Source organism: Pareuzebyella sediminis (genome assembly GCF_008367235.1).
Classification (GTDB): domain Bacteria; phylum Bacteroidota; class Bacteroidia; order Flavobacteriales; family Flavobacteriaceae; genus Pareuzebyella; species Pareuzebyella sediminis.
Map to the genome: position 1 here is coordinate 632780 of NZ_VTZS01000003.1, position 14408 is coordinate 647187.

Annotated in this window: 8 protein-coding genes; 1 reads left to right on the forward strand and 7 read right to left on the reverse strand. The window is 43.9% G+C overall.

Annotated elements, in window-relative coordinates; translation table 11 throughout:
* Positions 1–26 precede the first annotated feature (26 nt).
* From F2B13_RS13270 to trpS, 4 genes are all read right to left on the reverse strand, one after another.
* Positions 27–2567 (reverse strand): TonB-dependent receptor plug domain-containing protein, encoded by a 2541-nt coding sequence (locus F2B13_RS13270; protein WP_149304409.1) that lies wholly within the window; start codon positions 2565–2567, stop codon positions 27–29.
* 238 nt (positions 2568–2805) lie between these two features.
* On the reverse strand, positions 2806–6477 hold the full coding sequence (locus F2B13_RS13275) for a carboxypeptidase-like regulatory domain-containing protein (protein ID WP_149273860.1): 3672 nt from the start codon (positions 6475–6477) through the stop codon (positions 2806–2808).
* A gap of 147 nt (positions 6478–6624) precedes the next feature.
* Positions 6625–7578 carry a M28 family metallopeptidase gene (locus F2B13_RS13280; protein ID WP_149304410.1) on the reverse strand — a complete coding sequence of 318 codons (954 nt, stop codon included), beginning with the start codon at positions 7576–7578 and terminating at the stop codon, positions 6625–6627.
* The gene (gene trpS, locus F2B13_RS13285) at positions 7578–8546 is read right to left on the reverse strand and encodes a tryptophan--tRNA ligase (RefSeq protein ID WP_149273865.1); all 969 of its coding nucleotides are present in this window, start codon (positions 8544–8546) and stop codon (positions 7578–7580) included. The genes F2B13_RS13280 and trpS overlap by 1 nt, the downstream gene beginning before the upstream one ends.
* Positions 8547–8619: 73 nt before the next feature.
* Between trpS and F2B13_RS13290 the strand changes: the two genes are divergently transcribed.
* On the forward strand, positions 8620–9360 hold the full coding sequence (locus F2B13_RS13290) for a lysophospholipid acyltransferase family protein (protein WP_149304411.1): 741 nt from the start codon (positions 8620–8622) through the stop codon (positions 9358–9360).
* A gap of 48 nt (positions 9361–9408) precedes the next feature.
* Here the strand turns inward: F2B13_RS13290 and F2B13_RS13295 are convergent, their stop codons facing one another.
* The 3 genes from F2B13_RS13295 to F2B13_RS13305 form a co-directional block, all read right to left on the reverse strand.
* Positions 9409–11583, reverse strand: a complete 2175-nt coding sequence (locus tag F2B13_RS13295; protein WP_149304412.1) for a xanthine dehydrogenase family protein molybdopterin-binding subunit — start codon at positions 11581–11583, stop codon at positions 9409–9411.
* Positions 11584–11603: 20 nt separating this feature from the next.
* A complete protein-coding gene (locus tag F2B13_RS13300) occupies positions 11604–12077 on the reverse strand; it encodes a (2Fe-2S)-binding protein (RefSeq protein ID WP_149304413.1) in 474 nt (157 codons plus the stop codon).
* 712 nt (positions 12078–12789) lie between these two features.
* Positions 12790–14385 (reverse strand): outer membrane beta-barrel protein, encoded by a 1596-nt coding sequence (locus tag F2B13_RS13305; protein WP_149304414.1) that lies wholly within the window; start codon positions 14383–14385, stop codon positions 12790–12792.
* Positions 14386–14408: the final 23 nt, after the last annotated feature.

Sequence of the window (14408 nt, forward strand, 5' to 3'; positions counted from 1 at the left end):
TTACACCTCCTTTTCTTAGACCACAGTTATGGAAAGCTTTCTAACACCTGAAAGTCGAATAGCTTATTAACCGGTCTACCATCAGAGGTTATGCCTTCTACCCGGATGATATATGTGCCGGCACTATCACCGGTATAAAAGTTCAAACTTGATGATGTTTCACCTTTAATGGCGACGTCGGGGTTCCAGTACAAAGTGGTGCGATAGTCGGGCTTGTTATGGTCAGGAATGGTTAGGGCATAGTTCGGAGCATAGAATTGCCTTGTTTTATAAAAACCTGGAATGGTGGCATTGGCCACCCCGGGAAACCGCTTTTGAGTGACGGGCATATCACTTCCTGTTTTGGTATAAACTGCTATTACGCCGCCAGCCGAGCGCATTCCGTAAATGGCTGCATCGGCACCTTTAAGTACATCCACGAACCGAACATCGAAGATGGGCATAGTTCTTATGAAGCTTTCATCGACACGCATACCATTTATTAAAAAGAGCGGAGGTACGGGCCTGAAACTAATAAGACCTGCTATTTGAACCGATTGATTGGGAAAAGAGCCAAAGACCTGTACCCCTGGTACGGTTCTTAATATATCAAATATGCTTAGTGCGTTTTGCATCCATGGAACGGAGTCCGGAAATATACGGTTTCGAGCTTCTCCATATAATGTTCTTGAATTCAGTTCCTCGATAATACGTTCTTGTTCGGTCTTACGTTTCGATTTTACTACCACTTCCTTTAAACGGGTAATCTTTGGGCCATGTTTATAATCAGTAATCTTTTGGCGCTGAGCTTCAATAAAGTAGGGCCGGGCATAAACTTTGGTTGTGCTTTTTGCGAATTGCTCTTTTTGGGCGTTTACTTTTATTTTCGGAAATGGCGGGTCTAAATAAATCGAAACTTGATTATGGCTGTTTTTGTTCTCAGGTAAGCTCTTTGCATTAATAACTGCCGTTATGCTATCTTGAAAAAAGAAAGGGCCAAAGCTGAAATTGCCTTGCGCATTGGTCTGTTTTACTTCTTGACTTATTTTTTCCGTAAATACGTTTAAGGTAGTCAGTGCTCTTTTGGGTTGGTGTCGATTGTCGAATGCCGTGGTGATTCCATTTATCATAATGCCCTTCTCCGGCGGAAAATCCAATGCCTTACGTACTCCTCCTTTTAAAAAAGACGTCCATTCAAACCTCCGCCAGCCATGGGTGAGCATAAGCAAATCAAGAAGAAATTCTCGTCCCTTCAAATCCTCTTGGAAAAAAAAGTTCGGATTTGGAATCACTCCGCCCAAATCGGAATTCAGTAGCAACCAGCTTTTCATGGTCTCGGGATTCTTTCGCAGCCCTTTCTGTGTTACTACGCTGACTGAGAAATCGCCGTCAAGAGGTTTACCATCATCTTCAACCAAGGCCATGTCTACATTGACCATGTTTCGTAGACCATAGTCCGTCTTATCTGTTTTGATCGACAATTTTACAGCGTTGTTAGCATTTTCGATAAAAGTAAGTCGCTCACATACGGGTTCGCCATTGGGAGTGAAGAGTGTAAAATGTGCAATTCCGTCTTGCAGTTTTGAGGTTAACAATTTTAGGGTATACCTATTTTCGACATTCTTTTTTAATATTTCCTTATAAATTAATCCGCCGCGCAGATGGCCAACCAATAATGCGCCTCTGAGCCCGTTAGCGATATTAGTGGCAGCACTTATCTTTAGATAAGACCCCATGTTCATTACTCTAAGGGTGTACCCGTTCAAAAGGGGAGCCGGTACCGGGTAATCGAATGTCTTGTCCTCGATTTGAATTCGTAGGTAGTAGTTGGTATCGGGCGCCACCGCTAACTGGGCTTGGCCAAGGCCAAATTCGTAACTTTCGAAAACGGATTCGAGATTGCCGTTTTGATCGAAAATTTTTCCTTTCAATGCTAAACCGTTTCCTTCTTTATCGGTGATTTTTATTCCCAGTATACTCTCAATTCCCGTTACCAAATCTCCTCCCTCAGGGAAAAATTGTACGATGGGTTTGTCAGGCCCCAAGGATACAGCTTTCTTCTCAAGGGTGTCTGTTTTTTCGTTTTCGAAGATGGTTTCCGTAATTTCATTGGGGTTTTTGCGTTGCGCCCCAATTATAATTTGCTTTTTAAAAAAGATCGGCTCTTTCGCATTGAGCATGTACTTTGTGTAGGCGCGTAATGTATATATACCTTCTTGAGAATCTTCAGATAGCGTGATATCCGCAGAAGCACCAAGCGATGCCGTATATAGTTTTCGACGTGCGACAATTGTATCTTTAGAATCGACCAACTCAACGTAAACTACTTGACTTTTACTCCTCGGTGAATGGGTAATGCCGTTCAAAACATAGGTTTTGAACCAAATGGTTTCCCCATTGATGTAAAAATCCTTATCGGTTTGCAGGTACACCTTTTCAGGGGTATTGATATCGGCATAGGTAACTAGGCCACCAATGATATTCTCAAGGGGGTTAGCTTCCTGTGCCTCTGAAAACTGGTGGATAAATACCAGTATAATCGAAGAAATCAAAAAAAGGCTCTTGTGTGTGAGCTGTACTGGAATCATGTCTACCGAATTCTCCTAGAAGATACGAAAAAAACTAAAATGCAGGGTTATTCGCTCTGCGTTCGCCATAGGTAGTGAACCAAAGTTCGAACCAAAACCGACCCATAGGTCGGTACACCTTTGGTTCCATCTCCAGACACATTGAAATGTGAACTTCATCGACGAAATGTAAAAGCTTGTCGCAGGGGCTCATCAAGTTTCAAAAATACCTAATCCTAAAAACCGACCAGAGGGTCGTTTACCTCTCAAATGTCTTTAAATACGCCCCTGGGATTCCCGAGGGAGTCAAGCCCTGTATGTCGATTTCCAAACGTTCAGCATTGTCGGAATTAAAAAATTCGATTTCGGCCTGACCATTGGTGTCGGTCGTAAAAGATGGATTCCAGTACAATGTAGCGCGGTAATCAGGTTTTTCGTGTCGCTCTGAAGGGGAATAATATTTTGGCGAATAGAATGCTCTGGTGGCGGTATGGCCGGTGACCATCAGGTCACCGGATAGAACCGGAGGCCTACCTTCCCCTTTTTTGGTGTAGATGAGAATTACGCCATTGGCTCCTCGTGAACCATATATGGCAGCGGAGGCCCCTCTCAACATTTCGATACGTTCGATGGTATAGGTGTCCATAGTGGTTACAAAACTTGGAGCCGGTCTTGCCATTATAGATTGTTCTATAGACAAGGTTGAACCAGGGAGCGCTTGGCTACCTGTTCCTCCGGTAACTAAAGCACTTTGGGTCGAAGGGCGGTTCTCATCGTAGATAGGAATACCGTTAAGTACCCATAACGGGGAACCACTATTTCGAATGCTAACACTTGTGCCGTTTACCGAAACCCCAGGGAAAAGCTGAACCAATTGCAAGACCGTTTGTGCTGCTATATAATCTTCTGCATAGATAGTTGCGTCAGGATTCTGCCCATAAGTCGATGGACTTGCTTTTCTTGATTTTTTAGAATCTTCCGTAACCACTACTTCTTCTAACGCGGTAACCGAGTCAAAATCATACAATGAATTGAATCGATTGCGTGTACGCGCAAGAGTAAGATAATCATCAAAAGCTTTTGATGCTTCCAAAGTATGGCCTGTAAACTGTGGCGCCGGGGGCCCTACTCTAACGTTTTTGTCAAGCGTAATCTTAACATCAACATTATTATCTCGCTGGTCGAAGGCATGAATACCTAGCTGGGTTTCCCCATTAAAATTGAAGTCGGGCACGGTAAATTTCCCTCCAACCTCGGTTTTAGCGGTGTACATGCCAAGGACCTCACCCGACTTGGCCACTATATTCAAGGTAACATTGGGCAAGGGGTTGCCATATTTACTCGTTGCTTTGCCTGATAATACCAAGCCTTTTTCAAAGGAAAAGACCTTCTGGTCAAGTTGGCCATCCATTACTTCTTGCCATGGAAATTTCCGCCATCCGTGGGTGAGCATCACCAAATCCAACCGGTTCAGGGTCGACCGCTTTTGGTCTTTAAGAAGCTGGTTAGGTTCTTCTATATTTCCCTTGAGATCGGATTGTAGCAACAATTGAGTCAGCATGTTTTGGCCGTCTTGACTTTTTTCGACTTGTCCTTTATCTGTGACGGCGACGGAGAAATCACCTTTCACCGGTCTTCCATAGGCGTCTGTAACCTTGACCGTCATATTGATTTTACCCCTCTTTTTCAGGTTTTGACTCTCCACTTTGGCATTAATAATCAAATCTTCCCCGCTATTTACGAAAACGGGTCGTTCACAACGTGGTTTTTGGTCCGCATCGAACAGGGTCAAGGTCAAGACCCCACTTGGCATTGATTGCTTTGGAACTTCAAAGGAGACTATGTTATTCTTGTCGAAATTGAAAACACCCTGATAGTATTTGTATCCGCGCATATGACCAATAACGTAAAAAGACTGGCCTCTTAGGGACGGGCTGGCCTGAACAATGACCTTTACGCTTCTCTCATTAGTGTTGTTGACTGACATGGTGTAACCTGATGTGAGCACCTTGGGTAGGGGATGTCTGGAGCCATCATCGAGAACTGCTACGAATTGACTGCTATCTTTGGGCAATAACTGAAAGAAACCGGCACCCCGATCGAGGGAGTTTATTTGCGTTACGGGTTGACCTTGGGCATCGAAAACCTTGCCCTTGACCGATCTAGACAAACCGTCGGCACCGATGGCCTTGAAAGCTATTTTAGAAGCTATTCCTGCGATGGCATGGCCCCCTTCTGGGAAAAATTGTAAGTCAATTGGCTGTTCCGAAGGTACAACCGTCCGATCAGTAGATGTACCGCTCAGTATTTTTATTGTTTTGGTGAAAAAGAATTCCGGCTCGTAGTTGCGCATCCATTGTGTGTAGGCCCGTATTTGGTAGTCGCCCGTAGTGAGATTTTTAGGAAGTTCGACAAGGCCAGATCCCCTTCCGTTCAATAGTTCATGGGTTTGAGACAGCACTATTTCATTGTCGGGCGCTATAAGATCAACATGTAAGACTCGGCTTGCGGCCGTCAGTTCATGAAAGGGGCCAATAACAGTATAGGCACTGAACCAAAGCGGTTCTCCCGATGAAAAGATTTCCTTGTCGGTGTGAAGAAACACCTTTTCGATAGGGTTATAGGCGTTGTAATTATTTACGCTTTTGGTAAATTTTTTGATAAAGGGATCTTCTGACAAATTGGCCTCTAAAAGGGCTATGTTTTCGGCACTATTGAGAAATATGGAGCTAAAGGCATTGTCTTGCTCAAACGAGCGGATGACCTCTTCTTCTACCGGCGTTCTTTTTACGATGGGGTTATTGGCCCAAAAGCGTTGGTTGTAACCAATCTCGTCAAGGTTCTCCCAATCACTTCGGTCCCTGGTTATTTTTCCGCCCAACCTACGCGTAGAACCGGGGGCATAATGTTCATAAAATGTAAGGTTCGACGTCGTTATCGAATGATAAAGTAACTTATCGTTTTTATAGTAGTCAAACGCTTGGTCAACCTTGATATGATCGAGTAATCGCGTATTACCGTTGGGCTTGTACACGATTTCATAAGTAAGGGTATAGTCTTTCCAATAGCCGTTATTGGTACTCAGTTTTAATAGTTTCAAATCGTCCCGTTCCACTTTGCCGTTGATCTGAAGAATGTCATAGGTATTGGTATCGATGTATACGTTTCCTTCGAAAATGGGGGCTTTTATATCGTCGAGCGGGCGAAACTGTACTACGGCTATTTTGGACGACCCCGCTTCAATGATTTGGGAAACAGACACTTCATAATACACTTCAAAACCAGGGTGTAGAGGGAAAATTAACTCTTCAGTATTTGGCTGTAACGGTCTCAATAATCGAGAGAGGGCCGTAAAGTTTCTGTTGTGAACAGCGTCTTCATTTAGGGCGTAGCGCCCTTCAACGATATTCCAGTCCGCTATCCCCCTAGAATTATAACGGATATTATAAAAGATTTCCGAAAATTCAGAGAAATTATTTCCGTTTTTCGTTTTTTGGCGATAGAACGCTTTTCCGTAAAGTTCGCTGTTCGAGGCCTTATCCGCTTTCTCATAGGCCTGCCTCACTAATTTTTCAGCAAAGACATCTTTCTTTGATGCAAGAACTACGACCTCATCTAGATTGGCCACATAAGGGTCTAGGGCCACGGTAATATCGGAGACCTGGGTGACCTCTACTACTTGTTGACCATAAACGATGTGGGAAAATACCAATCGAGCGGGGAGGGAATCGACGGCTATAACAAATTCGCCGAGCTCATTACTGGCCGTGCCAATAGAAGACGAACTAGCTGATATGTTGCAATATGGAATGGCCTCGCCTGTTTGTTGGTCAACAACCTTCCCATTGATTTCGCTTTGCGCTAGCAGCGTATTCACTATAAAATATAGCCCCAAAGAAAGCCAGGTAGCCCGGTATCTGTTAAACTCCATTAATCGTTTTTTTGACCAATCTCAAGTTACAAATTAATAGCCAATCCGATTACGTATAATTTAAAAAGCGTTTATTTTCTGAGTAAGGCATCCGAACAATCGTTGGGGTCTTTTTGGCGACCAAGAAGCGTCTTTGCCAAATCAAGTCTAATCCTGTGGAATAAAATACAAGGGATAATCCGAAGAAGCCAAGGTGAGAATGGTATTAAAGATATAGTCACAGACCATTTTCTCACCTTCGAGGTCTATCAAATCAAGGGTATCTTCAGGGGTGTGGTACTGTGGATGTCCCCCCGTATGTATTCCCAATACTGAGATGTTCTTTTTATAGAAGGATACATGGTCCGAACCTCCCACCGAGCCTGCATGAACCACAGGATTTAAATCGGACTCCTTTCCGAGGTCTTTCATGAGTTGTTGCCCTTTCGGAAAAGTGCCAGCCCCACCCATATAAATCTGTTGTCGGTCGTTAAGCCTTCCCACCATATCCATATTGATCATTAGTTTTATTTGATCTATCGAAATGGGAGAATTTTCTACGAAGTACTTACTTCCCAACAGCCCCTGCTCTTCGGCACCAAAGGCAATGAACAGCACACTGCGATCGAGGCGGTTTTTTACCGAAGCCAATTTCTCGGCTATTTCTAATAGAGCCGCCGTTCCGCTTGCATTATCGTCGGCTCCAGGGTGCACCGTGTGTCGTTGTTCTGATTTAGAACTAGGTCCGCCCAATCCGAGATGATCATAATGGGCACCTAAAACGATGTATTCATTTTTCAAGAGGGAATCGCTCCCTTGGATAGTGCCTATAACATTGAAGGTAGAAACTACAGGAGCTTTTTTTGCGGAATCGATCCTTAAGGTTGCCTTAAACTTTTGACGGTAGGTTCCCCGTACCTTCTGCACACCTGACTTTTTGAAATCTTTTGCAATATATGCTACTACCCTCTTATTTTTCTTTCCCCCAGGATATCGCCCTGCGCTCTCCGTTGAGGCTAAAAATGCGATATGGTCATATATTTCTTGAGTCGTGATATCGGTTTGGCCCTGGGCTAATTGAATCGAGAACAATAAGATATAAATTCGCAAAGTATGAGTCATCAATATCCGAGTTTACTGCGTACCCTTCCCAAAACGGAATCTGCGACCTTTTTTGCTTTATTGGCCCCAATGGATAGTGCCTCATCGACTTCGTTGAGGTTGGACATGTAATAATCGAACTTCTCCCGTACATCGCCAAAATCTTGAACAATGAGTTCATATAGTTCCTGTTTGGCATGGCCATAGCCATAGTTTCCGGCAAGATAGTTCGCGCTCATTTCTTCGATTTGGGGCACCGAGGCAAGAATCTTGTATAGAGCGAACACATTATCGGTCGAAGGATCTTTAGGGTCTTCCATGGGTGTGCTGTCCGTTTGAATGCCCATTATCTGTTTTCTTAGTTTCTTATCTGTCTGAAAAATATCTATAAGGTTACCCCTGCTCTTGCTCATTTTTTCACCGTCGGTTCCGGGCACATACATCGTTTGTTCTTGTACCTTGGCTTCAGGCAAAATAAATGTTTCTCCCAATTGCGCATGAAAACGGGAAGCAACATCCCTTGTCATTTCAAGATGTTGCAATTGATCTTTACCAACCGGAACAATATCGGCATCGTACAATAGAATATCGGCGGCCATTAACATCGGATACGTAAAGAGGCCGGCATTCACATCTTCCAAGCGATCCGCCTTATCCTTAAAGGAGTGGGCCAAGGTTAGACGTTGATAGGGAAAAAAGCAACTTAAGTACCATGCTAGCTCGGTAACCTGAGGCACATCACTTTGACGATAGAAAACAGTCTTTTCAATATCAAGGCCAAAAGCCAGCCAAGCAGATGCTATAGCATACGTATTTTTCCGTAATTCATCGGAATTTTTAATTTGTGTTAGCGAATGCATATCGGCAATAAACAAAAACGATTCATTCTTGGGATCGCTCGCCATTTCTATTGCTGGGACGATTGCCCCAAGAATATTTCCCAAATGCGGTGTGCCAGTACTTTGTATGCCGGTCAGAATTCTTGCCATGAGCCTATTTTTCAAAGAAGGTCAAAGATAAAAGAAATCAGAAAACCCTCGTAAAATTGTTACTTTTGATTTTATGGTGTCATTTCTGAAAAAGGTGGGCTATACGTTATATCGCGTATGGTTCTATATTTTGGTAGCCCTTCCTATTTTCCTATTTTTCCCTTTTCTGTTACTCTTTACACTATCGGAGAAATTATATCCCCAATTTTTTTGGTTGGCGCGTAATTTTTGGGCTATTCCTATTCTTTATGGCATGGGATGCCCTCCAAAGATCAGGTACGACGAAAAGATGGAGAAAGGCAAAAGCTATATGCTCGTGGCGAACCATACTAGCATGTTAGATATCATGTTGATGCTCTGTGTATCTAAGAATCCATTCGTCTTCGTGGGCAAGAAAGAGCTGGTCAAAATTCCGGTATTCGGATTCTTTTACAAGCGGGTATGTATATTGGTTGATCGGGATGACGCAAAAAGCAGAACAGGTGTTTATCGAAGAGCCCAGCGTCGTTTGAACCAAGGGTTGAGTATTTGTATTTTTCCCGAGGGGGGTGTGCCAGATGATGAAACTGTTCTATTGGATACATTTAAAGATGGCGCTTTCAAAATGGCGATTGCCCATAATATACCTGTGGTACCCATTGTTTTTTACGACAATAAAGAACGTTTTTCGTTCTCTTTTTTCAGTGGGTCTCCAGGAGTGCTTCGAGCGAAAGTACATTCATTTTTTGATACGCAGCATTTGTCGGAAATCGATAAGGCCAAGCTCCGTGAACAGGTAAGGGATGTTATTTGGCGTGAACTTTTGGCAAAATAAAGTCTAACCTCTTGAAGGTATATATAGGAGGCATGCAATGATCAATGGCTACGCGCTCAAAACCTCCAACACCCTATCCGGGGTAAAAGGCAGGTGCCTCAATCGCTTTCCCGTCAAACGAAAAAAGGCATTCGCAATGGCACAAGCCACCATAGGGGTTGCTGTTTCCCCTACGCCCTCCGGATGTTCGTTTGAAGGAAGAAGTGCTGTTTCTATTCGGTCTGGTACGTCTTCCATTCGCAGCAACGGATAGTCGTGAAAATTGGACTGCTGTACCCTGCCGTTTTCAACAGTTACCCGTTCTTTGAGCACGCTGCTCATTCCCATGATGAGTCCGCCCTCGATTTGGGCCTTAACATTGTCGGGTTGAATAATGGTTCCTGCATCTAAGGCCACCCAAAACTGGTGCACCTTGATTTTTCCTGAATTATGGTCTACGGATATTTCACACACTCCTGTTCCCAAAGACCCATGTTCTACAAAGGCCACGCCCTTTGCCCTTCCATCTATTGCTGGAGCATTCCAATCCGATAGTTCTTTGACCTTGTTCAAGGTGGCCAGGGCACGGGGCGATCCGGTCATTAATGTACTCCTGATGTCCATGGGGTCAATACCTTCCCCGTAAGCAATTTCGTCCAACATGCATTCAATGGCAAATTTATTTGGGCCATGTCCTACAGAACGCCAATGTTTAAGTCGAATACCGTGATTTGCTTCCCGCCATTCTACCAATTGATTTGGAATATTATAGTGGTCGTTTCTCGCTCCACTGGCTACTAGATTTCCCCCGTCACCAATTATACAATGTGAAAGCGATGTGATCGTACCGTTTTTATCCACACCGGCCTTTAATCGCTGCAGAGATATGGGACGGAACGTACCGTATGTGAGGTCATCTTCGCGTGTCCAAATCAATTTAACAGGAAGTGGTGCCATCTCCTTGGCCAATACGGCGCACTCTTCAACGAAGTCGCTCATGCTCCTTCTTCCGAATCCGCCGCCTAGGTATTGCAAATGAATGTTCACATTTTCCGGGGGAATGCCAAGAACATCGGGCACGCCCAATTTCGGGTCAACACCTTGCTGACTTCCTACCCATACTTCTGCACTTTTTGTGTCTTCGGAGACTTGAATAACCGCATTAAGCGGCTCCATCTGAGCATGGTACACGTAATCATTTTTAAAGTCGCTTTCATACGTTTTGGCCGCACGCTCTAAGCTTTGCTTGACATCGCCTTGCGTTACTATTGTCTCGCCTTCCTCTTCATTTTGAGCACGTTTGAGGTACGTCTTGTAGATAGCTTGGGAGTCGTAACCTTCAGCCTTTGCCTTGCCCCAAGTAATTTTAAGTTTCTTCTTGGCCGCTAAGGCCTGTTCTAGTGTAGTTGCTACCACCCCGATGGCATAGTCAAATGGCACTACTTTTAGGACTCCTGTCATATTCAAAATTTCGACCTCGTTCGAAAGGTTGGGTTTCGATCCGTGCAATTTACCACGTTCCAAAACACCATAGACCATTTTAGGTAGGCGAATATCGATGGCAAACTGTGCCGTACCATCGACCTTGGAAGGGATTTCCGTACGGGCGATCTCCTGTCCTATTAAACGGAAATCCTTCGGGCTTTTTAATTGCTCGTCGGTGAAATCTGGGAGGTGTTGAGGAATTTGTAAAAATGGAACCACAGCGCCGTAGTTTATTTTTTGACCTGTTTTTTCGTGCATTACGAAACCAATGGCGGTACTCAGTTCTTCCAGAGGTACGTTCCACTTTTTTGCTACGGAATACATAAGCACATGCCGGGCCTGTGCCCCTGCTTTGCGCATAAGCGGGTAATTACTTTTGGTAATACGGCTTCCCACGGTGAACATCAATTTACTACCCGGGGACCACCCCTCCGAACCATATATTTCAGGCTCTTGCGGAGAGAATTCGACACTGACCTTTGACCAATCGGCATCCATTTCTTCCGCAAATATCACCGGGAGGGAGGTCATAGAACCTTGGCCCATCTCCGCGGCTGGATTATAAATTGTGAGCGCACCTTCAGGGGTCAATTGTACCCAGGCGGTAAGTTTATGCTTTCTGATTTGCTCTTGAACCCTATCAGGGTTGCTACAGGAAACCAATTGGGGCAAAATACCGGACACTCCTATAAAAAGAGCTACTCCGCTCGATGATTTTAAAAATTGTCTTCGATCTATTTGTTTTTGGGTTGTGGGCATGCCGTTTCTTTGTGTATTGATTAACTTTCTTGTTTAGGGGTACTTGCCGCCAGTTCTATAGCTTCGATAATTCGAAGGTATGTGCCACAGCGACATAAGACCCCGTTCATGCCCGCTTTTATAGCTTCCCTTGTAGGATTCGGATTTTCATTCAGCAAGGCCACGGCTTGCATAATTTGACCAGATTGGCAATACCCACACTGAGGTACTTGGGCTTTAATCCAGGCTTTTAGAACTGGATGATCGCTATGTGGCGAAAGGCCTTCTATTGTGGTTATGTTTTGCCCATCGGCAAAATTATCGACTGGTAATACGCAAGCTTTCATTGGCGTTCCGTCGACATGCACGGTACATGCCCCACATTGGGCTATTCCGCAGCTATATTTGGTTCCGGTAAGCCCTAAGTGTTCCCGAAGTACCCATAGCAGTGAAGTCCCCTCGGCAACTTCTACAGTGTGTTTCTTGTTGTTAATGTTCAGGATGAAAATTGGCATTCTTGCTTGTTTAGTCTTAAGGTACTGAAAAAGAAGGAAAATGACCCCATAAAAAGTATTTTTAAGGGTATATGATAGGACTTTAGGAATTACCACAGCGTATATGTTTTGAAGGAGCAAAAGCAAATTTTCTGGAGAAATAGCTATGAATTGAATCACTGTTTGACGTTTACAGGCACCTTAAGTAAAATAAGGGAAACTTGGATGCTACAGTTCTTCCCGCAGGGATTTGTGGGTGCCATTGAGGGAACTGGTTCGGGCCAAATCCAAAAATGTTGAACGCTTTAGATTCGAATATTGTCCTTCTAAAGATCTTAAGGATGTCCGACGCTCCATTTTGGGAGGTGTTTTTTCTATCCTAATTCTGATTTCAGAAACTCCTTACAGGTTATTTTCGGCTATGGGTAAGATAGCTCCAATCGTACGAAAGAGAACTTTGGCCTAAGGAGCAACGTGTTGTATATAAAGAATTCAGATTAACGCGGTCCATTTGCAACCTTGAATGGAGTGAAGGCCTAGGGGCAATTATAAGAACGACAGGCCCTTTAGAAAAATGTAGTGGGCAAAGCTAGCCCACAAATAAATACTTATTGGTATAATTAATATTGACCTCGATCCATGGCGCTAATTGCACGTAATGGACAAAAAAACGCCCTGTCAAAACAGGGCGCTTTTTGAGGGTAGCTTGCCTATAGGCCTACCAACCAACTTCTTAAAATCTATAATTTAGGCCGCTATAGACCCCGATGGAATAGGGTCGAAAATCTCCCGAAACATTAGAGAATGTATTGAGCTGATACTTAAAAACGGGTTCGATATTCAATCGAATTTTAGGAGTGAACCTATAATTGACACCGAAACCAATATTGGTACTGAAGTTTACCGTATTAATATTGTTGGCTTCGCCAATTTCCGTAGTAAGTTCCCCAGAGGTTAGGCTCACCGAATTGTCTAGCAAGAAGTAAGAACTTACCCCACCCACCACATTCAAGCCTAGTTTGCTTTCGATCAGGGCGTAATCAATTTCTACTGGTATTTCAAGATACCCGAACTGCTGTGCCATCACCCCATCGCGGGAGGCGCTATTGGCTGAACTCGCATCTAGCGCAAAATTATTGCTGGCCAATTCAAGGTTTGAAAATGAATTGGATTCGCTTTTGACGACCAAGTTTTTAGCCGTGGACGAATAATCGATATTCTTGATTTGAGAATCGGCGGAGGCTTGAAGTGCCGAAGAAAAGGCGACGTCATCGGTATCATAACCATAATTGACCTTATTAATACCCGATCTTACCCTTAGTTTACGATTGACTTGATAAGCTACTGACAGGCCATAACTTAAATTCGTATTTCCCGATTTGGTATTTTGTGCAAAACTTGAATGTACAGGTGAGCCTTGACCAAAACCATTAAAATAGACGGGTGCTATATTGGGGCCTGCCGACCAACGCCCGCCACGTTCATCCGAAGTGACTTCCTCTTCGGATTCATCAGCTATGGCCTCGAGAATGGATTTCTTTTTACCTTCCTGAGGACCCTCTACGTCCTGATCTTCACGTCCGGTCACTGACCCTTCACTATTGCGTTCAATGTCATTTTTAACTATGGGCTTTCTAGATTCTTTTTTCCTTGCTTCGTTTTGGAATTCGGCGGCAAGGGCATCACCTTCTTTATCAATAGAAGGTTCTAACTGTTCTGGGGCATTTGGATTAGAAAGGGGGTTACGGTCTTTATCGACATTGAAATCACTATTAACGACTTCTTCGGAAATCGAAGTTTTTGAAATGGCCCCGCCTTCGTTACCCTTAGTTTCGGTAAGGCGCCTATCATTCGAATTCAGAGTATCGGAAGAGCTTATACCTGATTTAGCAACGAACGATCTTCGAGTTTCTTGCGCATTTTGATCGCCCGTCGCGACCGATTCAGGAGTTTGACTGTGGGTAATGGAATCGATTTCTTTCACATCCGTAGAACTATTTACCACTGCCGCCCCGCTGTTCTCTTTAATTGAGAAAGAATCATTGTCATTCCCGGTTCTTGCGCCTGAATCTTCATCTTCCACTTTTTGGGTATCGGTTATGATGTAATTATCATTCTCAACTTCGTGCGTATTGAAGTGATTTAGTGCAATCAATGCTAGGGCCAAAATGGCCGCGACACCCCCCAATTTCCACCAAAGGGGAATGATGCGTTTCTTTTTCTTTCCGTTCAAGGACGCCTCGATGGCATTCCAGACTTTCTCATCCGGAACCTGCTCGAAGTCCTTGAACCTCTCTTGAAAGAATTTATCAATGTTTTTCTTACTCATTATAAATGTCTTAGGTGTGGTTT

Bases quoted from the DNA above. Each gene is read 5' to 3' on its own strand.
- trpS (WP_149273865.1), bottom strand. From the start codon at position 8,546: ATGGCAAGAATTCTGACCGGCATACAAAGTACTGGCACACCGCATTTG.
- F2B13_RS13295 (WP_149304412.1), bottom strand. From the start codon at position 11,583: ATGCCCACAACCCAAAAACAAATAGATCGAAGACAATTTTTAAAATCA.
- F2B13_RS13275 (WP_149273860.1), bottom strand. From the start codon at position 6,477: ATGGAGTTTAACAGATACCGGGCTACCTGGCTTTCTTTGGGGCTATAT.
- F2B13_RS13280 (WP_149304410.1), bottom strand. From the start codon at position 7,578: ATGACTCATACTTTGCGAATTTATATCTTATTGTTCTCGATTCAATTA.
- F2B13_RS13270 (WP_149304409.1), bottom strand. From the start codon at position 2,567: ATGATTCCAGTACAGCTCACACACAAGAGCCTTTTTTTGATTTCTTCG.
- F2B13_RS13290 (WP_149304411.1), top strand. From the start codon at position 8,620: ATGGTGTCATTTCTGAAAAAGGTGGGCTATACGTTATATCGCGTATGG.
- F2B13_RS13305 (WP_149304414.1), bottom strand. From the start codon at position 14,385: ATGAGTAAGAAAAACATTGATAAATTCTTTCAAGAGAGGTTCAAGGAC.
- F2B13_RS13300 (WP_149304413.1), bottom strand. From the start codon at position 12,077: ATGCCAATTTTCATCCTGAACATTAACAACAAGAAACACACTGTAGAA.